We start from the raw sequence: 20,584 nt of genomic DNA, 5'->3' as shown, positions 1-20,584 counted from the left end.
TTAACTCCCTAAAGACAAAATCAAACATTGAAAGCCGCTTCGCGGCAATAGTCGGATGATTTCGCCTCCGGCGGGCAAGGGTTCGCACCCTTGCATCCCGTTTATGCGCCTTCGGCGCGTGTTTTTTCCGCTTCGCGGTTAACGTGCGCCATGGAGTGGGAGATATTCAGGGATAAAAAGACTGGATAGACGCGCCCAACGCTCTCCGCAAAGCGGCGCCAAAAAGTTCTGGAGGGGGAGTCCAGAGGGGGAACCTCTCTCAAGAGGTTCCCCCTCTGGCCGCCGGAGGCATCACTGGACTCGAAAGGACCAGAAAAACCGTTCGCCGCCCGCCGCCGGATAGCTCGCCACGTCGCCGAGCAGCCAGCCTTCGGGGATGGCCGTCTCGGCGGGAGGCGGGTCGTTGGAGAGGATCACGGCCACGCCGGTCCGTTCGCCGTCGAGGCGAAGCATGGGACGGATGAAATCGAGAAGTTTTTGCCAGGGCATGAAGGCGCGGCTGAGAATGAGGTCGGCCGTCGCTTGATGGCCTGATCTGGAAAGCCGGTCCAGCGCATCCTCTGCACGACCCGCGAAAACATTGGTGCCGGGCAGCTTGAGCCGTCCCAGAACGCTCTTCATGAAGGTGGCCCGTTTTTCACGCACCTCCACCAGCCAGTACTCGCCTTCCTGCCAGAGGACGCGCAGGGGGATGCCGGGCAATCCGGCTCCGGCCCCGAAGTCCAGACAAAGCGGCCGCTCGGGAAGACGCAGCCCGGCGGTGAAATCGGCCAGGAACAGGGAATCCACCACCAGCCGGTCGAAGACGGTTTGCCAGTCGGACGGCCCCACAAGATTCATCTTGCGATTCCATTTGATGAGTTGGTCCAGGTACGCGGCGAGCTGTTCGGCCTGCGCCGGATTCACCGGGCGGCCCAGTTTGCGGGCGGCGGCCAGCACGGCTTCGGGATTGAGACGAGTATCGGGCATGGGCAGGAGATACTTTTTTTCCCGAAAACAATCCAGCCCCGAGCACAGGAAGGCCGCTCGAGGGAGAGCGGCCTTCGCGGGAGGATGTAGGGTGTGACGTTCGGGCGGCAATGGCGACCGCCCTTTGGTAGAGAATGTGTCATGCTCGGCGGGGATGGTCAGGTCCCGCCTACGCCTCCCTTCTAGCAAAGGGCGCACCCGAAAACATTGACCTGGATCAACAATCCGAACTTTTTTGGGAAAAAACGAAAGGCGCGGGCGAACATCCCCCGCCGGGGCAATCCGCGTGCGGATTCATGCCCGGCGGGAGGGGGAATATGCCGATACGCTCCTGAGGGAAGCTTCGTCTATTCGTCGATGGAACGCGTGTAGTCGCAGCCTTTTTTCGGGCAGGCGATATGGTCCCCTTTGTCCTTGGAGTTCTTGCGCACCAGGATGGAATGCCCGCACTTGGGGCACGGCTCGTTGATGGGCCAGTTCCAGACCGCGTAGTCGCACTTGGGATATTCGGAGCAGGAGTAGAATATCTTGCCTCGACGCGAGGACTTTTCCACCAGCTCGCCCGAGCAGCCTTCACGCGGGCACTGCACGCCCGTGGAAAACGGCGCGGCGTAGGTGCAGTCCGGATAGTTGGAGCAGGCGATGAACCGGGAGCCGGTGCGGGCCTTCTTGAGCAGCAGCTCGCCGCCGCAATCGGGGCAGACGCCGACGACTTCGGGCTTCTCGGACTCCACAACCTTGATGTTGCCCTCTTCATCGCGGGTGAAGTTGACGATGGACTTGCAGTCGGGATAGCCGGTGCAACCGAGGAATTCGCCGCGCCGGGACTGCTTGATGGCCATGGGGCGGCCGCACTTCTCGCAGGTCACTCCGGTGTCCTCGGGCTTCTCGCGCTCCACCACGTGGATGTTGCCCTCTTCGTCGCGGGTGAAGTTCTTGATGGTCCGGCAGGCGGGAAAGCCGGTGCAGCCCAGGAACTCGCCGGTCTTGCCAAACTTGATGGCCATGGGCTTGCCGCAGTTCTCGCAGGTGACGTCCGTGACCTGCTGGGAGCGTCCCATCTCGGTACGGGCTTTTTCGAGAGTGGGATAGAAGTCGCTGCCGAAATTCCTGAGCAACTCCTCCCAGTTCTTCTTGCCGTCCGCCACATCGTCGAGCAGGGATTCCATCTGGGCGGTAAAGCCCACGTCCATGAGGGCCTGGAAGTGCTCGGAAAGCTGATCGGACACGGTGAAGCCCAGCTCGGTGGGCACGAACCGCTTTTCCTCCAGCTTGGCGTACTCGCGCTCAAGCAGGGTGGAGATGATGGCCGCATAGGTGGACGGCCGCCCGATACCCAGCTCCTCCAGGGTCTTGACCAGGGAAGCTTCCGAATAGCGGGACGGCGGCTGGGTGAACTTCTGTTCCTTCTTCAGCTCGTTCAGCTTGAGCGTCTCGCCCTCGCCCAGCTTGGGCAGCTCCACGTCCTCTTCGGACTTGGCCTTGTCCATGGCGGCCAGGAAACCGGCGAAAAGCAGCCGCTCGCCCTTGGCGCGCCACACGGTCTGCGGGGCCGAGACAAGCACGGTGGTGTCCCAGAAGGTCGCCGAAGCCATCTGCGAGGCAACGAACCGCTGCCAGACGAGCCGGTAGAGCTTGTACTGCTCGGACGGCAGGTAGCTCTTCACGCTCTCCGGCGTGATGGTCACGTCGACGGGCCGGATGGCTTCGTGCGCGTCCTGCGCGCCGCCCTTGGTCTTGAAATTCCGGGTCTTCGGAGGATAGTAATCCGCGCCGAACTGCTCAAGAATCAATTCCTTCGCGGCTTCCTGCGCCTCCTGGGCGATACGCACGGAGTCGGTACGCATGTAGGTGATGAGCGCGGTGGTGCCGCGCGTGCCGAGCTCGACGCCCTCGTACAGCCGCTGGGCGATGGACATGGTCCGCTTGGCGGAATAGCCCATGCGCCGGTTGGCGTCCTGTTGCAGGGTGGAGGTGATGTACGGCGGCAGGGGCTGGCGCTTGCGCTGCTTCTCCTGCACGGAGTCCACAACGAACTCGCCCTTCTCCAACTGCTCCTGCAAGGTCTCGGCCTGGTCCGCGTTGGACACATGGTTGACGCCAGGCTTGACGGCCTTGCCTTCGAGCTTGTGCAGATCCATCCAGAACGGCGGCGGATTCTCCCCTTCCAGAAGGACCTTGAAGGGCCAGTATTCGTCGGCCTTGAAGGCGCGACGCTCCTTCTCGCGCTCCACCAGAATCTTGAGGGCCACGGACTGCACACGGCCCGCCGAAATGCCGCGCTTCACGTTCTTCCACAGGATGGGCGAAATCTTGTAGCCCACCAGCCGGTCCAGGATGCGCCGGGCCTGCTGGGAGTCGAAGAGGTTCTCGTTGAGGTCCTGGGCATGTTCGAGAGCGTCCTTGACCGCCCGGGACGTGATTTCGTTGAACTGGATTCGACGAATGTTGTCGTTGACCGGCTTGAGCAGCTCGGCGACATGCCAGGCGATGGCTTCTCCCTCGCGGTCCGGGTCGGGCGCGAGATAGACGGTGTCCGCCTTCTTGGCTGCCGCGCGCAGCCGTTTCACCACATCCTCCTTGCCCTGGATGATCTCATAGTGCGGGGCGAAGTTGTTCTCCTCGTCCACGCCCAGATCGCGGGTGGGCAGATCGCGCACGTGGCCCACCGAGGCGTCCACCATGTAGTCCTTTCCGAGGAACTTGGAGATGGTTTTCACCTTGGCAGGGGACTCGACGATAATCAGGTCTTTCGGCATGTTGCGGCTCTCATATCAGACTGTGGAAAAATGCGCGATTGCGCTCCCGCATCCGCGCCCTCTTCTGCAGGCTGCAAGATTGTGTATCCGGTTCGTGCCGCCGGATTCGGCTCCGCCTTTCCGAGAACCATTCCCGGTAGACTGAGGGGGGTCTATGCCCGGTTTTCCGCCAACTCGTCAAGCCTCTATATATAGATAATGGGTGAAACGCGATTTTTTCCCTTTTCCGCGCCCCGCCAATTCTACCGGGCTTGTCGCCGCTTTTTCATACACAGGCAACATTCCGTCACTCGTTCGTAAGGCTTCCGACGAATGCGGAGCGTATGTTCCTTGAATCATATAACGCACTTGCATTCAAGGAGAAAAGAATGTCTTCCGAATACCTCAATCGTCGTGATTTCCTGAAACTGGGCGCTCTGGCGGGCGCAGCCGCCGCCGTCTCCGCCGTGCCCGTCCGGGCCATGGCCGCCCCGGCAGCCCGCACCCTTGAAGAGTGTATGTCCATGACCCCCGAGGCCATGGCCGACGCCTCCGCCCCGGTCTCCGCCTCCTGGCGATCCATCCTCAAGGCCGCCGCCGCGATCCGCAACCCGGCCATCCGGGCCAGCGTCGAGCAGATTCTGGACAACCCCGCGCCTTCCGTCATCAAGTCCATGAGCGCCTCCGACAAGAAGGCCATCTACAAGGAACTTTCCGCCAAGGGACTTATCGAGGGCGTGTCCGAAGCCGATTTTCTGCCGCCGTCCGCCAACGCCGATGTCTCTCCCCAGCCCTTCCGTTCCGCTCCCGGCAGCGGCTACCAGAGCCACCATGCATACCCGGGCGGACTGTGCACCCACACCGGCCTGAACACCCGCGTGTCCATCGCCCTCTATGACGGCTACCGCGAAGTTTACGACTACATGCTCGACCGCGACGTGGTCATCGCCGCGCAACTTCTCCACGACCTGCACAAGCCGTGGGTCTTCCAGTGGGACGCCAACGGTGAATCCCGCACCGAGCGGAAGCTGGCCGGAACCGGCGAACACCACACCCTGGGTGTTGCCGAATCCATCGCTCGCAGGCTCCCCGCCGACGTCGTCGTCGCCCAGGCCTGCGCCCACAACCATCCGCGCACCGAGCAGGACGAGGCCCAGGTCGTCGGCTGGCTGACCGCCGCCTCCATCATCGCGGGCGTCGATCCCGTCGCTTACGGCCTGCTCGACAAGGGCGGCAAGACCCTGCCCCTGCCCCGCCGCCAGGAAGGATTCGTCACCCACCTCGGCGACCACGACTGGGTGCTTACCGTGCCCGCCTGCCAGTGGATTCTCCCGACCATGGAGAAAGTGGCCATGCGCGACTTCGGCATCTCCAAGAACGACCTGAAAGCCAAGCCGTTCAACCAGTTCCGCAACTACGTCTTCTCCCAGGCCACCATCATGTCCCTGTACGAAACCTACGCCTCCAAGGGCGAAGCGGAACTCGTCCGCACCATCCATTCCATAGTCACCCCCGCCTAAAGGCGATCACACCCCGTCCGGACGCGTCCCGCCGCGTCCGGGCGGTCTCCGGGGCCGGTGCAAGAAGAGCGCCCCTGACGAATGTTCTTCCTTCCCTCCCACCGGCCCCATTCCTTTTCCCCTCTATTGCGCCCAGCCGAGCGGAGCGCACAGGCCGCCTTGCGAACATGGACGAAGCCGAAACCACGGCCGGTCGGCCGCAAACGAACGAAGTGCGTCCGACATCGGTTTGCCGCAACGGACGCCGGGTTGACTAGAGAAAATCTAGACTTAACTTTCCGGCAACATTGCCCTTTTCCAAACGGCTACAGTTCCGGTAAAATTTCGGGTGGTTAGGGAGCGCAAAGTCATGGTATAAGCCTGTACACGCTGGACGAATGCGAAAAATTATCATTAATTCATTAAACTAATTGAGAATCGGGCCGATAAGAGCCAGTGAGGACAAGGCTCCGATTTCACAGGCGAGACATGAACGACAGAAAACGTGAATTGGCCGAACGGACGGCCGAGGTTCGGGAAGCGCTGGCCATCGCCGCGAAACAGGCCGGCCGTTCGCCCGAAGACGTGACCCTGGTGGCGGTTTCCAAACTGCACCCGGCCTCGGACATCCAGGCGCTGGCCGAAACGGGCCAGGCCGAGTTCGGCGAAAACTACGTGCAGGAGGCCCTGTCCAAACAGGAGGAGCTGGCCGGACTGGACGTCCACTGGCATTTCATCGGCGGACTCCAGACCAACAAGGCCAAGTACGTGGCCGGGAAGTTCGCCCTGGTGCACAGCGTGGACTCCTCCAAGCTGGCCCGTGCATTGCACAACAAGGCCGTGAGCCTGGACACGGTGCAGGATATTCTGATCCAGGTGAACATCGCGGGCGAAACGCAGAAGTCGGGAGTCGAAACCGAACGGCTTCCCGAACTGGCCGAGGAGATCCTCGGCATGAAAGGGCTGCGGCTCGCCGGATTGATGACCATGCCGCCGTTTTTCGACGACCCGGAACGCGCCAGGCCGGTTTTCGCCCGGCTGCGGGAGCTGCACGGCCGGCTCGAAACTCGGTTGGGCATGAAGCTGCCCCATCTTTCCATGGGCATGACAGGGGATTTCGTCCCGGCCGTACAGGAGGGGGCGACATTGGTGCGCATCGGCACGAGAATATTCGGGGCGCGGCCGCCGCGCGATTGAGAATAAAGCGGAGACAGCATGGATCTGGGTACCATAATAGGCATCGTCCTCTCCTTCGGGCTGGTCCTGTCGGCAATCATGACCGGCTCCAGCCTGATTATCTTCGTGTCCGTGCCGTCCCTGCTCATCGTGGTGGGAGGCACCCTCGGAGCGGGCCTGGTCAACTACCCCATGAACTACATCATCGGGGTCATCGGGGTCATCAAGAACACCTTCTTCTCCAGCCTGGATTCCCCGGCCGAGGTCATCGACCGTTTCAAGGACTACGCCAACCGCGCCCGCCGCGAGGGCATCCTGTCCCTGGAGCCGCTCATCAAGGAAATAGACGACGACTACATGCGCAAGGGGCTGCAACTGACCGTTGACGGCCTCGAGCCCCAGACCATCCAGGAAATCCTCGAAACCGAGATATCCTACCTGAGCGAGCGGCACGCCACCGGCGCGGACGTGGTCGCCGCCCTCGGGACCCTGGCTCCGGCCATGGGCATGATCGGCACGGTCATCGGCCTGGTCCAGATGCTCCAGACCATGAGCGACCCGTCCTCCATCGGCCCGGCCATGGCCGTGGCCCTGCTCACCACCCTCTACGGCGCCATCATCTCGAACCTGATCCTCAACCCCATGGCGGGCAAGCTCAAGGCGCGCAGCAAGGAGGAAATCCTCCTCCGCGAAATGATAATGGAGGGCATTTTATCCATATCCAAGGGCGAGAACCCGCGCATCATCGAGGAAAAGCTGAACAGCTACCTGCCGCCCAAAGACCGCATCGTCTCCGATTAACCATCCCGCCCGAGGGGGCGCGCCATGGCCAAGAAGAAGAAAAAACAGGAATGCGAGGGAATCCCTCTGTGGATGGTCACGTTCGCGGATTGCATGACGCTTATGCTGACCTTCTTCATCCTGCTCGTCTCCATGGCCACCATCGACCAGCGGCGAAAGCTGGTGGCGCTCGGCTCCATCATCGGCACCTTCGGCTTCAACAAGCAGAGCTACGACACGTTTTCCAAGGAAGACACCAAGAAGACCGTGGAGCCGGGCCCCATGGATTCCGGCGACCTGGAGCCGCTCCAGTCCCTGAAATGGGAGAACGTGGACGCCGACATCAACTTTTCCTCGAACAGGTTCGTCCAGATTCTGTCCATCAACGCCAGCCTCCTTTTCGGATCCGACGGCTCGGCCCTGAGTCCGGCCGGACGGGCCACCCTGGACCGCTTCATGCCCCTGCTGCGGCAGGTCGAATATCCCCTGCTCCTGGCCGGGCACACCTCTGACATGCGCGACGAACTCGGAATGAACTATCAGCCGGGCGACGACGAACGGAACCCGGACCTCTCCTGGAAGCTTTCTCTCAACCGGACGCTGGCCATCTACAGCTACCTGCTGGCCAACGGCATGAGCCCGGACATGCTCCGGGTGGAGGCCTTCGGCAAATACCGGCCCCATTACCCGCCGAACACAGCGGAGAACCGCGCCCGCAACCGGCGGGTGGACATCGTCCTGGACAAGCGTTCCAGCCGCCTCGGCGACCGCATCGTCGAAACCGCGCCCGCGCCTCCGCGCCGGGACGACACCATGAGCGTCGACGGCTTCGAATTCGACGTTTCCACCCCGGCGGAGCTGCGCTAGCCATGGCCAGAAAGAAAAAAGAAGAGCCGTGTCCGCCTCTGGCCCTGTGGCTGGTGACGTTTTCGGACCTCATGACCCTGCTGCTGACGTTCTTCGTCCTGCTCCTGTCCATGGCCTCCATGGACAACGCCATCCTGACCAAGGTCACGCTGACCACGGCGGACCTCGGCCTGCTCGACAAGCGCGGCTCGGGCCGGGTCAACGTCAAGGACCGGCTGGTCGTGGAACTCATGGAAAAGCCGTGGGAAGTCCTGGACAAGCAGCAGCGGATCAAGGACCTTCTCTTCCCGGACGACACCCTGCCCGACGAGATCAGCAAGTCCCGGCTTGACGACAACCTCGACGTCCTGGCCAAGCAGGACGGCGTGGCCCTGGTCTTCTCCGACCAGATTCTTTTCGCGCCCGGCGCGGCCGAGCTCTCCGACGGAGGCAGGTTCCTCATGGACCGGCTGGTGCCGATGATGACCCAGACCGACGCGCCCATCAACGTGGCCGGATTCACCGACGCCTCCGACGCGGCGCGGACGCCGCTGGAACTGTCCGGCGACCGCGCCCTGGCAGTGCTGGCCTATCTTGTGGACAAGGGCGTGCCCAACTCGCGATTCTCCCTGTCCGCCTACGGAGACGCCTTCCCGGTGGTCGACGGGACGGGCAGGGCCACGGCCTCGCCCAAGAACCGGCGGGTGGAGATACTGCTCAAGACCGCCCGTCCCATCGGCGGCTACTAGCGGCCAAGAATTGGCCTGGAAAATTGCGACGATTGACGATAAGCATTTTGACAACATCCAGCAGGAAGGAAAGCTGCCATGGCTGAAGACGAAATCCGGGAAGACGGGAAAAAGAAAAAGAGCGGTCTGCTCAAGTGGATCATCATCGTCGTTCTGCTGGCGGGACTCGGTGTGGGCGGATATTTCGGCTACACCATGTTCATCGCCGCGCCCGACGAGAACACGGCCGCCCAGAACGACGCCGCGGGCGATCCCGCCCAACCGGCCGAGCAACTGGAGGGTCAGATCGTGGCCCTGCCCACGTTCCTGGTCAACCTGGCCGACCCCCTCGGCCGCCGGTACCTGAAACTCGGCGTTGAGGTCGAGGTGCGCGACGGCGACGCCCAGGCCGCGCTGACCAAGTACGAGGCCAAGATCAAGGATACTCTGCTCCTGCTCCTTTCGAGCAAGACCTACGACGGCCTGTCCACCATGCAGGCAAAGGTGGAGCTCAAGCAGGAGATCGCGGACCGCCTCAATCAGATCATCGGCAACGGCGGCGTATTGCGGGTCTACATCACGGAAATGGTCATCCAGTAGCACGCTTCTTGCTAGTTCCGCATCGGGACGTCCCGGTTTTTGACGGCCCGGACGGAGAACAACGTATTCAATGAGGTGAGCGACATGGCTGACGATCAGGACAAACTCGCGCAGGAATGGGCCGACGCCCTCCTGGAAAGCGGCGACGTGACCGATCCCTCCGAGGCGGGGAGCGCCAACATGGGGAACGACGACGAAGCCCTGGCCGACGAATGGGCCGCTGCCCTGGCCGAGTCCGAGCAGGAGGAAGTCAGGCACGAAAAGGAGCAGGCGTTCCTGTCCACCCGGACCCACGACTACGACCTGACCGACATGGGCCCGGACGCCAAGGCCGGAAGCACCTCCGGCAAGCGGGACCTGGACTTCATTCTGGACATTCCGCTGGAAGTCTCGGCCGAACTCGGCCGTACCAAGCTTCTCATCAACGAGCTTCTGCAATTGGGACAGGGCTCGGTGGTCGAGCTGAACAAGTTGGCCGGCGAACCGCTAGAAATCTACGTCAACGGCAAGCTGGTCGCGCGCGGCGAAGCCGTGGTCATCAACGAGAAATTCGGCATCCGGCTGACGGACATCATCAGCCCCATCGAGCGGGTGAAGCAGCTTGGCTAGCCCGGCCCCGGTCGGCTCCGCCGCCCCCATGCAGCTTCCGGCCGTGGATTCCGGGACCACCCTCCTGACCACCGCCGGATACCTGTTCCTGCTGCTCGGCGTCATTTTTCTGGCTTACTGGCTGCTCAAGCGATTCGGCGTGCCCGGCGCGCTGACTTCCGGAGGTCCCGGCGGCCCGAGGCTGGTCAACCGCCTCATGCTCGGCAACCGCCAGTCCCTGGCCGTGGTCCGGTACCGCGACAAGGATCTGCTGCTGGGCGTGACCGAACACGAAATCACCCTGCTTTCCGAATCGGAGGCAGCTCCCGAGCCGGACAGGCCGGAGCGCAAAAGCTTCGCGTCGATCCTCAAGAGGAACGCAGGCCATGAGTAGCCGAGCGCGTCTCCTGACCCTGCTGGCGGTCCTGGCCGCCGTGCTCCTTCCGGCCCTGGCCTGGGCGCAGGCTCCGATCATTCCCAAGCTGTCCATGGAGCTGGCCGCAGGTCAGGCCGACCCGCAGGAAGTCTCGACCCTGCTTGAAATTCTCTTCCTGCTGACCGTTCTGTCCGTGGCCCCGGCCATCATGCTGACCATGACCTCCTTCACCCGGATCATCATCGTCTTCCACTTCATCCGGCAAGCCATGGGCACCCAGCAGATGCCGCCCAACCAGGTCCTGGCCGCCCTGGCCATCTTCATGACCATGGTCATCATGTACCCGGTGGGCAAGGCCATCAACGAGACCGCACTCCAGCCGTACATGGACGAGACCATCAATTTCACCGAGGCGCTGACCCGCGCCCAGGAACCCATCCGCGCGTTCATGTTCAAGCATACCCGCGAGAAGGACCTGTCGATCTTCTACTCCATCACCAAGGAACCGCGCCCCGAGAGCAAGGAGGATGTGCCGACCATCATGCTGGTGGCCGCCTACACCATCTCGGAGCTGAAGACGGGCTTTACCATAGGCTTCCTCATCTACATCCCGTTTCTCATCCTCGACATGGTGGTGGCCTCCATCCTGCTCGCCATGGGCATGATGATGCTGCCTCCGGTGATGATCTCGTTGCCGTTCAAGATTCTGCTGTTCATCCTCATCGACGGCTGGAACCTGCTGGTGGGCTCCCTGGTCAACACCTTCCAGTGACCGGACGCCCCGCGTTGCCCGGGGAGTGGTCCGTCCGGACTCCTGCCCATAACCTCAACCGCCCCGGCAAGGAGGGCCTGAAATGACACCGGAATTCGTCGTCGGTTTCGCTCGGCAGGCCATTGAAATGACCTTGGTTATCTCCCTGCCCATGCTCGGCATCGGCATGGCCGTGGGCATTCTCATTTCCATCATCCAGGCCGCAACCCAAATCCAGGAAATGACCCTGACCATGGTGCCGAAGATCATCGCCATCTTCCTGGCCCTGCTCGTGGCCTTCCCATGGATCATGGACAAGATGACTTCATACACCACAAACCTCTTCCTCAACCTGCCGAACTACATCCGCTAGCGCGTCGCCCCCTCTTCACGCGCGCCGCACCCCCCTTCCAGCCGAGCCTGCTTCCCCTCCCATGAGGCAGTTTAAACACCGCATCAATTGACGATACGTTCAATCCAATGCTAGGTATGGCAGGCTGAGAATATCGAACTGGTCGGCGTCCGGCAGGAGGGGAGACCTGCACGAAAGGCTTATCTCCGGTATCCAATGCTTGAAGCTTCCTTGCGCGTTGTCGAACGGCGGTTGACACCCGCGAACAGGGAGCTGATTGAAAATTCCGGATGGAGCCACATTGTTCCCCTCCTCTTTCTCAACTGAAATTGCGCACGGCAGCGCCACATGCGGAAACGGAAGGGGATCAATCTGTGAAGCAGCCGTCTTTATTGGTATTTTGTGCAACGCTCACCGCGTCCAAGCGGCTTTTATACTATTCCCATCCATCCTGTTTCCATCCATCCTGTTTCGCTCAAAAATCCCGGCAACCCCGCCGGGCGCCCCCTAAACCCGACGCCTATAAGAGAACGGCCCCGGCGTGCGCGAGCATGCGCAGCCTGCTCCTCGCCGCCGTCATCGCGGCCTGGTGCTGCCTACAGCCTCCGGCGTCGGCACTGGCCTCGGCGGACATCCATTTTCTGGACGCCTTCGCCTCCATGCCCGAACCCGAAGCCCGATCATTCGCGGCATCCATCCATTATCCGCCGGAATCTCCCGAAAAACCTCAGCCGCCCGCCTCGCTCAAATGGGTGGAACCCCTGCCGGACTCCCTGTTTCCCCCCGACATAGCCTCCCCGCTGTTCTGGTGGGTCGCCGCGGAAAAACCCGCGGCCTGGAAGATCACCGTATACGCCGAAGACGAACCGCTGTTCAGCGTGCTGACCAGATCGGGACACTGGATTCCGACCGCCGGACAATGGGGTGCGATGCAATCCCGTGCGGCCAACGGGCAGGACGCGGCGTTGCGCGTATGCGTCGCCTCCGTCGGGGGGTGGGACGGACGGACCATCGAAGGAGAAGCGTCCCTTCGAATCGTTTTCAGCCCGGACCCGATCGGAGCCAAGATATTCTTCCTGCGCAAACCCGTGCCCTTCGCCGTGGGGCAAGCCCACCCCGAACTGACGCAATGGCTGCTGGCCGACCCCGCCCAGCCTGGCGAAGCGGCCCTGGTCATGGACGGGCTCCCCGTCTGCGGCAACTGCCACGCTTTCGCCTCCGGGGGCAGCGTCCTCGGCATGGACGTGGACATAGACGGCGACAAGGGAAACTACATGCTCATCCGCGACAAGGACCGGGCCACGGTCGCCCGGGAAGACCTTGTCTCGTGGAACGACAGGCCGACTCCGGCGGGAGCGCCATACAGCTTCGGACTTTTCACCGCCTTGTCTCCCTCGGGCCGTTACGCGGTTTCCACCGTGGGGGAACACTCCCTCTTCGTCAGCCTCGACGACAAGGCGTTCTCTCAGCTCTTCTATCCCGTCACCGGCTTCATCGGCGTGTACGACGTCGACGAGGCCCGTCATGCGAACCTGGCGGGAGCCGCCGACGAACGGTGCGTGCAGACCTCCCCGGCCTTCAGCCCGGACGGCCGGACCGTGGCCTTTTCCCGCGCGCCGATAGACCCGACGCTGCTCAAGGCCGTGACGAGCGGGCAGGTGCGGGCCGAGCCCCATTCCGCAAGCATATTCGAGCTGAACGAAAAATATCCGTTTCGTTTCGACATCTGGACAGTGCCCTTCAACGAAGGGCGCGGCGGCGAGCCCTCGCCGCTTCAAGGAGCCTCGGACAACGGCATGAGCAACTATTTCGCCCGCTATTCCCCGGACGGCGAATGGATAGTCTTCACGCAGAGCCCCACGGGCCTCGTGCTGCAACCGTTCAGCCGCCTGATGATCGTCCCGGCGGCGGGCGGGAACGCGGAGCCGCTGGCCGGGAACGTCGAAGGCATGAATTCGTGGCACAGTTGGTCGCCAAACGGACGGTGGCTGGTCTTTGCCGGCAAGTCCCGCTCCCCGGTGACGGAGCTGTTCCTGACCCATATCGACGAGCAGGGGCAATCCAGCCCCTCGATCAGATTATTCCGGTACAGCTCGGAATCCATGGCGGCCATGGTCCCCGAGTTCGTGCCGGAATCCTTTGCGGACCTACGGAGCATCCGATTTGGCTTCCACCTGGATGGGAGTCGGCAGTCCAAATCGGGAAACATCCGATAACCTTTCATATTCATTTACAAACGAGGAAGCTATGAGGAACGGAATCACACTGCGGTTGCTAGGTTGCATCGTATTCATGATGGTCCTCGCCGTATCCGGCGGCCATGCCCACGCCTACGGAGGCGGGGGCGGGGGTGGTGGAGGCGGGGGAGGAGACGGAGGAGGAGGCGGCGATGTCGGCGGCTCGGGTCAGGACAGCGGCTTCGGCCCCCTTTCCCAGGCGGATTTGATCCGCGCCTTCGGAACGCCGCAGCAAAAGGAAGAACTGGAACGCTCCATCAAGGAGGCACAGGACCGTCTCAAGCAAGCTGAAAAAATGGCCGAGATCAAACGCAAACAGCTTAATCTGGCCAAGAAGAAGCTCAGGGAGCTCGAACAGGAAATCCGTGACGGGGACAACTCCATGGAAAAGGAGAGCGAATACTTCAACATGTGGAAAAAGCTCACCCGGAAGCAGAACGAATTCCTGAAGCAAAGCACCGAGGCGATCGTTGCCGGGGCGGAGCTGGGGCGTGCTGAAGAGGGCGACGACAGCCTGACCCAGGACCAGCGGGACAGGCTCAGGGACACCTTCAACAAGGACGCGGACGCCATCCGCAAGGAGGCGACCGAAAAAATGATCGAAGCCTTGTTGCAGCATTCGCGGGTCGCCATGAACGAGGCGGACGCCCATGACAGGAACATGCAGCGCGCCGAGATGGTCAAATGGGTGGCCGTTGCGGGAGGCGTCGTGGTAGGCGGTGTTGGAGCCGCCACCCTCACCACGGCCCAGGCGGCGAAGCTGCTCCTGATTTCAACGACGCTCGACGCGGCCGGAGCCGGAATCGGCGCCGCCGCCGATTCCCAAAGCAAGGGGCACAGCGTCACCGAGACTGTGGTCAGGTCCATGTCCGCAACCACCTTGCAGGCTGTTGCGGGCAAGGTGCTGGGGAATGTTCCCTCCACAAGTTCGGCCACGGCCGACGCGTTGGTGGAATTCGCCAAGGCATACGGCGTCGACGCCCTGCAAAACGCGATGGCCGACCTCGACACTTCCAAGTCGGCTCCAACATCCGCTCCCAACTACTCCCCCGGAGTTCCCACGCAACAACACCACCGGTAGGACAGGAGAGACATCATGAACAGACTGTTTTCATTTATCATTGTTTCGACCTTGTCCGCCCTGTTGTCCGCCTGCGTCACCGCCGGCATCAATGTCGACTCGGCCCCGGTCGAACCCGCCTTCAGCTCCGAAGACATCGCGAACACCGAGGTCATCGGCTCGCTGAACCTGCCCGGCCACGCCAAGGTCGTGCTTGCCGCCCTGCTGCTGGAAATGCGCGGGCAATCGACCGCCGGACTGAAATCGGCGGTCAAGTTCAGCAAGGACGGCGAACACGATCTGCGCAACTCGTTCACGAACTACAAGGGATACGACATCGCGCTCATCGAGATCGACCAGGTCGGCGTCGCGAAACAGCCTAAAAATGGCCTGGACATGGCCATGGGCGGTGTCTTCACCGTCATGAACGACATCGGCCAGACGTTCTCGGAAAGGTTCTTCGCCGACTACGTCATCAACCGCAACGGAACCATGGTCATCCGGAACAGCGCGGCCACACCCGAGTTCTCGGAGTTTCCGTCCGTCACCGGATTCTTCGTCAAATACGAAGCCCTTGCGGCGGCCGCCCCCAAGCTGAACACCTTCCGCGACTTCTTCCTCTTTGCCATGGCGAACAGCATCTCCATGAACGCGACCGAAGAAGAAACCCGAAACATCGCTCAATACGACACCCTTTCGTTCTTCGACAAGCTGTCCCGCTCGGACCTGTTGCCGAAGACCATGGAAGGCAACTTCGCCTTCCTCTGCTTCGCCATGGACAGGATGTCACCCGTGGACTCCCTGATCGTCAAGGTGAGCAAATCCAAGCTCCCGAGGGGCGTCTCGTCCACCGAACCCCACTTCGTGGACTTCCCCGACGGCTATAGAATGGCCATTGTCCAGGGCTCTGCCCGGCTGTTCGACAAGATGCGCCCGTTCTACATCCACGCGCTGTACAAGAAGGGCGGCTCGGCTTCCGGCACCGAACAGCACATCGGCACCTTCTCCAATCAGAAGCTGCCCGCCAACATCCAGCGTCTTTCCGTCCCTCCGGGAGGGGAATGGGTTGCGGAGAAGCTCTCCGGAAAAATGTTGGCGGCCCCCCAACGGCTGCTGAACCCGGCCGACCGTGGAGACGCCAAGCTGATACAGCAGGCCCTCGCCAAGCAGGGATTCTACACGGGCAAAATAGACGGCCTGTTCGGCAAGGGCTCGCAGAGTGCTCTGCGCGCTTTCCGCAAAAACGCCATGGGCTCCGACTCCGCCCAATGGGACATGGACGTGCAGAACAGGCTCTTCAACTAGCCATCCTCCCTGCACTGAAAACTTGGGGCGGTCCATGCGGGCCGCCCTTTTATTTGGGAATTCCCAATTTAATTTCCCGAAGAGGAAGATCAGGTGGTGAAAGCCGCTTCACGGCAATAGTCGGATGATTTCGCCTCCGGCGGGCAAGGGCTCGCACCCTTGCATCCCTTATATGCGCCTTCGGCGCGGGATTTTCTCGCTCCGCGCCGTTTCGCCTCGCAAGCGGGGAGTTGGCTATATGGAACACTTTCATTGTGCCCGCGCCCGGCTCTTCCGCTTTCGGCGGATGCGTCGAAAACACGGAACGGAAAAGGGATTGCGGACAGGATAACTCGCGCACGCCGATGGTGACAAGCGGGCGGAAACGGCTTAGATTCGGGGGTACGGTGTAAACGCCGCGCATAAACAAACTGAATGAGAGCCAATGATCAACAAGACTCTTCCCAAGGGGCTGCCCGGTTCCAAACTGCGGGCTGCCCTGGACCCGGCCACGATTCCCTATGAAACCAGCGCCGACGTCCCGGCCCGGAACGTCTATTCCAAGCTCCAGCCCAGAGCGATCCACGCGCTGGCCCTGGCGCTGGAAATCAAGGGGAACGAACATAACCTGTACGTTGCGGGTGAGCCCAACATGGGCCGCACCTACTTCGTGCAATCCTTCCTCAAGCCCGCGGCCGCCAAGGCCGCGCCGCCTGCGGACTGGGTCTACCTCTACAATTTCGAGGACAGCGACAAGCCCATCGCGGTGTCCCTGCCCGCCGGTCGGGGCCGCAAGTTCAAGCTGGCCCAGAACAAGGCGATGACGCACATTCGGCAGGAGATTCCCGCCCGGTTCGAGAAGGACACCTTCCAGAAAAAGCACGAGCGGCTGGTCAAGAAGTTCAACTCCCGCCGCGAGGAGCTGTTCAACCAGATGGACGACACGGCCGAAAAGGAGAACTTCTCCCTGAGCCTGGACGACGAGGGCGTACTGACCCTGTCGCCCATCGTGGACGGCGAGGTGGTCTCGGACAAGGACTTCGACAAGCTCAAGCCCGCCCATCGCAAGAAGCTCAAGGCCAAGGGCGAAGAGCTGCTGGCCGGGGTGAGCTCCATCCTGCGCCAGATCAACCAGAACGAGATGGACATGCGGGACTCCGAAAACGCCCTGCGCCGCGAGACGGCCAAGGCGGTGATGGATGACTGTTTCCTGCCGGTGGCGGATAAATTCAAGGACATCAAGGGACTGGCCGACTACTTCGAGGACCTGGTGGACGAGGTGGTGGACAACGTGGAGCAGTTCACGCCCCGCGACACCTCCCTTGCCGGCCTGCTGCCCGAGTCCATGCCCACGGGCGAGGACTTCTTTACCCGGTTCGAGGTCAACCTGTTCGTGGACAACGGCAAAACCAAGGGCGCGCCCGTTGTGGTGGAGGACCATCCCACCGCCTTCAACCTGCTCGGCTCCATCGAACGCGAAGCCGAATTGGGCGCGCTGTACACGGACTTCACCCTCATCAAGGCGGGCTCGCTGCACCAGGCCAACGGCGGATTCCTCATCCTGAACGTGGAAGACCTGCTGTCCAACCCGAGTTCCTGGGAAGGGCTGCTGCGGGCGCTGCGTTCGGGCCAGTCGCGCATCGAGGACCCGGTGGACCCGGAGCAGGTCCGCGCCAGGACCATCCAGCCGGAGCCCATCGACCTGGACCTCAAGGTGGTGCTCATCGGCACCGACGAACATTACGAAGTCCTGCTCTACAGCGACGACAGGTTCGCGAAATACTTCAAGCTCAAGGCGCACCTGCAACACGCCGCCATGCGCACCGCGGACAACATCCGCAGCTACCTCTCGGTCATCGGCCAGACCGCCCGCGAGGCGGGTGTCCTGCCTCTGACCCGCGAGGCCATGGCGGGGCTCGTGGACTTCGCCTCCCGGCTGGTGGAGGACCAGAAGCGGCTGTCCCTGTTCATCCCGCTGATCCGCGAACGCATGATCGAAGCCTCGGCCCTGGCCCGCATGGAGGGCAAGGAAACCGTGGACCAGGCGGCCATGAGCGAGGCCGTGCGAGCCAAGGACTACCGCGCCAACCTCTATGAAGAGGAATTCATGGCCGATTACGACCGGCAGGTCATCAAGGTGGAAACCGACGGCTTCGGCACCGGCCGGGCAAACGGCCTGTCCGTGACCCTGTTCGGGGACTACGAGTTCGGGCTGCCGCACCAGATTTCCTGCACAGTAGGCGTCGGCCACGGCGGCATCCTCGACCTGGAGCGCGAGGCGCAACTGGGCGGCCCCATCCACACCAAGGGCATGATGATCATCAAGTCCTACCTGGTGCGCCTGTTCGCCCAGGACAAGCCCATCGTGCTCACCGGGTCCCTCTGCTTCGAGCAGTCCTACGCGGGCATCGAAGGCGACTCGGCCTCGGGCGCGGAGCTGGCCTCCCTGCTCTCGGCCCTGTCCGACACGCCCATCAACCTGTCCTACGCCTTCACCGGCGCGGTTTCGCAAAGCGGCGCGGTCATGGCCGTGGGCGGGGTCAACCGCAAGATCGAAGGGTTTTTCGAAGTCTGCCGCCGCCGCAAGCTGACCGGCCGCCAGGGCGTGATCCTGCCCGCCGACAACGTGGTCAACCTGATGCTCAAGGACGAAGTCGTCCGGGCCGTGGACGAGGGCAAATTCCACATCTTCCCGGTCAAATCCATCGAGGAAGCCATGTTCATCCTCACCGGCCTGCGTTGCGGCAAGCGCAGCCCGAACGGCCAGTTCCCGCTCGGCACCCTCTACCGCAAGGTGGACCAGAGGTTGGCTGAATTGGCCAGGCTCGCCATGGAGACCTCCTCCAATCCCCGAGGGAAATAGACTCCTGCAAGGCGGGCGTCCGACAAGGACGCCCGCTTTTTTTGGGTGAACTTTATATTAATTCCCCGCGGTCGCGACAGAACACCGCAGAGCGAAAAATAACCGCGCCGAAAGCGCATACAGGGGATGCAAGGGTGCGAACCCTTGCCCGCCGGAGGCGAAATCACCCGACTACTGCCGCAAAGCGGCTTTCAACACCTGATTTTCGTCTTCAGGGAGTAAAAGGGATCGTTCCATTTTTTCGGCGAACACCATGCGTTGACGCAATCCCGGCACGCCGTTAGGGTCGGACAACCCCTGCCAAGGAGAGTCAGACATGTATTGGATAGCTTTCGGCGATATACACGAATCAACCGCCCTGCTGGAATCCGTTCCCGGCCTGGCCGAAGCCGACGGGGTAATCGTCACCGGCGACCTGACCAACCGGGGCGGCCGCGAAGCGGGCGGGCGCGTGCTGGACGCCGTGGCCCGGATCAACCCGCGCATCCTGGCCCAACCCGGCAACATGGATACCGACGAAGTGACCGCCTGCATCCGCGAACGGGATATGGACATCCACCTTCGGGTACGCGAACTCGCGCCCGGCCTGGGCCTCATGGGCGTGGGCCTGTCCACCCCCACACCCTTCGGCACTCCGGGCGAAGTCCCTGAAGCCGTCCTGTCCGGCTGGCTCGATGAGACCTACGCCAAGGCGTCCGGCTTCGACCGGCTGGTCTGCGTCATCCACGAACCGCCGCTGGACACCATCATCGACCGGCTGTCCAATGGCCTCCACGTAGGCAGCCCCGGCGTGCGCGCCTTCCTGGAACGGGTCCAGCCCGACCTGGCCGTCACCGGCCATATCCATGAAGCGGCGGGCACGGACTTCATCGGCGGCACCCAAGTCATCAATCCCGGTATGCTCGCAGGCGGCGGGTTCGTCCGCATCGACTTTGACGGTGAAAAGCTGACCGCCCGGCTGGAGCGCGTCTAGATGAGCAAAATCGGTTTCATATGGGTGGGCAAACTCAAGGAAAGCTTCTCGCAGGACGGGTGCGCCCTGTACTGGAAAAAAATCTCGCGCTTCTTCCAGCTTGAGGAGTCCGTCATCAAGGACGCGCCCGGCAAGCTTCCCCCGGCCGAAAAAAACAAGGTCGAAGGCGAACGCATCCTGGCCAAGGTCAAACCCGGCGACGTGCTCATCCTCCTGGACGAGTTCGGCGAGCGGCTGACCAGCCGCAGCCTCGCCGCCAAGCTCAAGCAATGGACCGACGCGCCCAACCAACGCCCCGTCTTCGTCATCGGCGGCCCCTTCGGCCTGTCCGACGACGTCAAGGCCGCCGCCCGGCACACCATCCGCCTGAGCGACATGACCCTGCCCCACGAGTTGGCCCGGCTCCTGCTTCTCGAACAACTCTACCGCGCCGGGACCATCCACAAAAACATGCCCTATCATCACGATTAACGGAGATATCCACCATGCTCGACATCGCTTACCTGGAACGCGTGGCCAACTATTTCGACTCCGGCGACTGCAAATTCGAATTCGAAAACGGCGAGGAGGAACGCCGCCTGCTCATCCTCGATTTCCTCGAACGGCTCATGGAACTCGGCGAAAAAGCCGACGAACTGGCCACCAAGCTCATCTTCAAGGACGCCTACGCCACCCTGCTCACCGAGGAAGGTGTGGCCGCCGCCGAGGCTGCGGAAGACGAAGAGGAAGGGTAGCCTCCGGCGGCTGGGGGAAGAGAAAAATCA

The 20,584-nt window shown here is 62.2% G+C and carries 19 protein-coding genes; 17 read left to right on the top strand and 2 right to left on the bottom strand.

Going from position 1 to position 20,584, the window contains the following annotated elements; all coding sequences use genetic code 11:
- Positions 1 to 291 precede the first annotated feature (291 nt).
- Positions 292 to 969 carry a 16S rRNA (guanine(527)-N(7))-methyltransferase RsmG gene (locus PSN43_RS02670; protein ID WP_272699172.1) on the bottom strand — a complete coding sequence of 226 codons (678 nt, stop codon included), beginning with the start codon at positions 967 to 969 and terminating at the stop codon, positions 292 to 294.
- 347 nt (positions 970 to 1,316) lie between these two features.
- Complete coding sequence (topA, locus tag PSN43_RS02665) at positions 1,317 to 3,728, bottom strand: type I DNA topoisomerase (protein ID WP_272699171.1); 2,412 nt, start codon at positions 3,726 to 3,728, stop codon at positions 1,317 to 1,319.
- A gap of 368 nt (positions 3,729 to 4,096) precedes the next feature.
- On the opposite strand from topA, the gene PSN43_RS02660 reads away from it, so the two are divergent.
- The 17 genes from PSN43_RS02660 to PSN43_RS02580 all read left to right on the top strand — a co-directional run bounded on the left by PSN43_RS02660 (position 4,097) and on the right by PSN43_RS02580 (position 20,554).
- Positions 4,097 to 5,227 (top strand): twin-arginine translocation signal domain-containing protein, encoded by a 1,131-nt coding sequence (locus PSN43_RS02660; protein WP_272699170.1) that lies wholly within the window; start codon positions 4,097 to 4,099, stop codon positions 5,225 to 5,227.
- Positions 5,228 to 5,695: 468 nt separating this feature from the next.
- Entirely contained in the window at positions 5,696 to 6,403 is a 708-nt protein-coding gene (locus PSN43_RS02655; RefSeq protein WP_272699169.1) for a YggS family pyridoxal phosphate-dependent enzyme, read from the top strand.
- A gap of 18 nt (positions 6,404 to 6,421) precedes the next feature.
- Entirely contained in the window at positions 6,422 to 7,183 is a 762-nt protein-coding gene (locus tag PSN43_RS02650; RefSeq protein WP_272699168.1) for a motility protein A, read from the top strand.
- A 24-nt stretch (positions 7,184 to 7,207) separates the two neighbouring features.
- On the top strand, positions 7,208 to 8,029 hold the full coding sequence (locus PSN43_RS02645) for an OmpA/MotB family protein (protein WP_272699167.1): 822 nt from the start codon (positions 7,208 to 7,210) through the stop codon (positions 8,027 to 8,029).
- Between the two features lie 2 nt (positions 8,030 to 8,031).
- Entirely contained in the window at positions 8,032 to 8,757 is a 726-nt protein-coding gene (locus PSN43_RS02640) for an OmpA/MotB family protein (RefSeq protein WP_272699166.1), read from the top strand.
- Between the two features lie 78 nt (positions 8,758 to 8,835).
- Positions 8,836 to 9,336: a flagellar basal body-associated FliL family protein gene (locus PSN43_RS02635; protein WP_272699165.1), complete on the top strand. Its 501-nt coding sequence runs from the start codon at positions 8,836 to 8,838 to the stop codon at positions 9,334 to 9,336.
- A gap of 84 nt (positions 9,337 to 9,420) precedes the next feature.
- Positions 9,421 to 9,945: a flagellar motor switch protein FliN gene (gene fliN / locus PSN43_RS02630; protein WP_272699164.1), complete on the top strand. Its 525-nt coding sequence runs from the start codon at positions 9,421 to 9,423 to the stop codon at positions 9,943 to 9,945.
- Complete coding sequence (gene fliO / locus PSN43_RS02625) at positions 9,938 to 10,318, top strand: flagellar biosynthetic protein FliO (protein WP_272699163.1); 381 nt, start codon at positions 9,938 to 9,940, stop codon at positions 10,316 to 10,318. Before fliN ends, fliO begins: the two co-directional genes overlap by 8 nt.
- A complete protein-coding gene (gene fliP / locus PSN43_RS02620; RefSeq protein WP_272699162.1) occupies positions 10,311 to 11,072 on the top strand; it encodes a flagellar type III secretion system pore protein FliP in 762 nt (253 codons plus the stop codon). Before fliO ends, fliP begins: the two co-directional genes overlap by 8 nt.
- Before the next feature lie 82 nt (positions 11,073 to 11,154).
- Positions 11,155 to 11,424 (top strand): flagellar biosynthesis protein FliQ, encoded by a 270-nt coding sequence (gene fliQ, locus PSN43_RS02615; protein ID WP_272699161.1) that lies wholly within the window; start codon positions 11,155 to 11,157, stop codon positions 11,422 to 11,424.
- A gap of 530 nt (positions 11,425 to 11,954) precedes the next feature.
- Positions 11,955 to 13,619 carry a TolB family protein gene (locus tag PSN43_RS02610; protein ID WP_272699160.1) on the top strand — a complete coding sequence of 555 codons (1,665 nt, stop codon included), beginning with the start codon at positions 11,955 to 11,957 and terminating at the stop codon, positions 13,617 to 13,619.
- Positions 13,620 to 13,650: 31 nt separating this feature from the next.
- Entirely contained in the window at positions 13,651 to 14,721 is a 1,071-nt protein-coding gene (locus PSN43_RS02605; protein WP_272699159.1) for a hypothetical protein, read from the top strand.
- Positions 14,722 to 14,736: 15 nt separating this feature from the next.
- Complete coding sequence (locus tag PSN43_RS02600) at positions 14,737 to 16,005, top strand: peptidoglycan-binding domain-containing protein (protein WP_272699158.1); 1,269 nt, start codon at positions 14,737 to 14,739, stop codon at positions 16,003 to 16,005.
- 424 nt (positions 16,006 to 16,429) lie between these two features.
- Complete coding sequence (locus PSN43_RS02595) at positions 16,430 to 18,847, top strand: Lon protease family protein (RefSeq protein WP_272699157.1); 2,418 nt, start codon at positions 16,430 to 16,432, stop codon at positions 18,845 to 18,847.
- A gap of 316 nt (positions 18,848 to 19,163) precedes the next feature.
- Positions 19,164 to 19,820 (top strand): metallophosphoesterase family protein, encoded by a 657-nt coding sequence (locus PSN43_RS02590; RefSeq protein WP_272699156.1) that lies wholly within the window; start codon positions 19,164 to 19,166, stop codon positions 19,818 to 19,820.
- The gene (locus PSN43_RS02585; protein ID WP_272699155.1) at positions 19,821 to 20,291 is read left to right on the top strand and encodes a 23S rRNA (pseudouridine(1915)-N(3))-methyltransferase RlmH; all 471 of its coding nucleotides are present in this window, start codon (positions 19,821 to 19,823) and stop codon (positions 20,289 to 20,291) included. It abuts the gene before it with no gap.
- Positions 20,292 to 20,305: 14 nt separating this feature from the next.
- Positions 20,306 to 20,554 carry a hypothetical protein gene (locus PSN43_RS02580; RefSeq protein ID WP_272699154.1) on the top strand — a complete coding sequence of 83 codons (249 nt, stop codon included), beginning with the start codon at positions 20,306 to 20,308 and terminating at the stop codon, positions 20,552 to 20,554.
- Positions 20,555 to 20,584 lie beyond the last annotated feature (30 nt).

Source organism: Desulfovibrio sp. Fe33 (assembly GCF_028532725.1).
Lineage (GTDB): Bacteria > Desulfobacterota > Desulfovibrionia > Desulfovibrionales > Desulfovibrionaceae > Pseudodesulfovibrio.
The sequence above is the reverse complement of the archived record's forward strand: the minus strand, read 5'-3'. Positions and strand labels throughout refer to the sequence as shown.

Coding starts and splice junctions, on each gene's coding strand:
- PSN43_RS02590 (WP_272699156.1), top strand. CDS start 19,164: ATGTATTGGATAGCTTTCGGCGATATACACGAATCAACCGCCCTGCTG.
- PSN43_RS02670 (WP_272699172.1), bottom strand. CDS start 969: ATGCCCGATACTCGTCTCAATCCCGAAGCCGTGCTGGCCGCCGCCCGC.
- PSN43_RS02585 (WP_272699155.1), top strand. CDS start 19,821: ATGAGCAAAATCGGTTTCATATGGGTGGGCAAACTCAAGGAAAGCTTC.
- topA (WP_272699171.1), bottom strand. CDS start 3,728: ATGCCGAAAGACCTGATTATCGTCGAGTCCCCTGCCAAGGTGAAAACC.
- PSN43_RS02660 (WP_272699170.1), top strand. CDS start 4,097: ATGTCTTCCGAATACCTCAATCGTCGTGATTTCCTGAAACTGGGCGCT.
- PSN43_RS02640 (WP_272699166.1), top strand. CDS start 8,032: ATGGCCAGAAAGAAAAAAGAAGAGCCGTGTCCGCCTCTGGCCCTGTGG.
- PSN43_RS02600 (WP_272699158.1), top strand. CDS start 14,737: ATGAACAGACTGTTTTCATTTATCATTGTTTCGACCTTGTCCGCCCTG.
- fliP (WP_272699162.1), top strand. CDS start 10,311: ATGAGTAGCCGAGCGCGTCTCCTGACCCTGCTGGCGGTCCTGGCCGCC.
- PSN43_RS02605 (WP_272699159.1), top strand. CDS start 13,651: ATGAGGAACGGAATCACACTGCGGTTGCTAGGTTGCATCGTATTCATG.
- PSN43_RS02650 (WP_272699168.1), top strand. CDS start 6,422: ATGGATCTGGGTACCATAATAGGCATCGTCCTCTCCTTCGGGCTGGTC.
- PSN43_RS02655 (WP_272699169.1), top strand. CDS start 5,696: ATGAACGACAGAAAACGTGAATTGGCCGAACGGACGGCCGAGGTTCGG.
- PSN43_RS02580 (WP_272699154.1), top strand. CDS start 20,306: ATGCTCGACATCGCTTACCTGGAACGCGTGGCCAACTATTTCGACTCC.
- fliQ (WP_272699161.1), top strand. CDS start 11,155: ATGACACCGGAATTCGTCGTCGGTTTCGCTCGGCAGGCCATTGAAATG.
- PSN43_RS02610 (WP_272699160.1), top strand. CDS start 11,955: ATGCGCAGCCTGCTCCTCGCCGCCGTCATCGCGGCCTGGTGCTGCCTA.
- fliN (WP_272699164.1), top strand. CDS start 9,421: ATGGCTGACGATCAGGACAAACTCGCGCAGGAATGGGCCGACGCCCTC.
- PSN43_RS02595 (WP_272699157.1), top strand. CDS start 16,430: ATGATCAACAAGACTCTTCCCAAGGGGCTGCCCGGTTCCAAACTGCGG.
- PSN43_RS02635 (WP_272699165.1), top strand. CDS start 8,836: ATGGCTGAAGACGAAATCCGGGAAGACGGGAAAAAGAAAAAGAGCGGT.
- PSN43_RS02645 (WP_272699167.1), top strand. CDS start 7,208: ATGGCCAAGAAGAAGAAAAAACAGGAATGCGAGGGAATCCCTCTGTGG.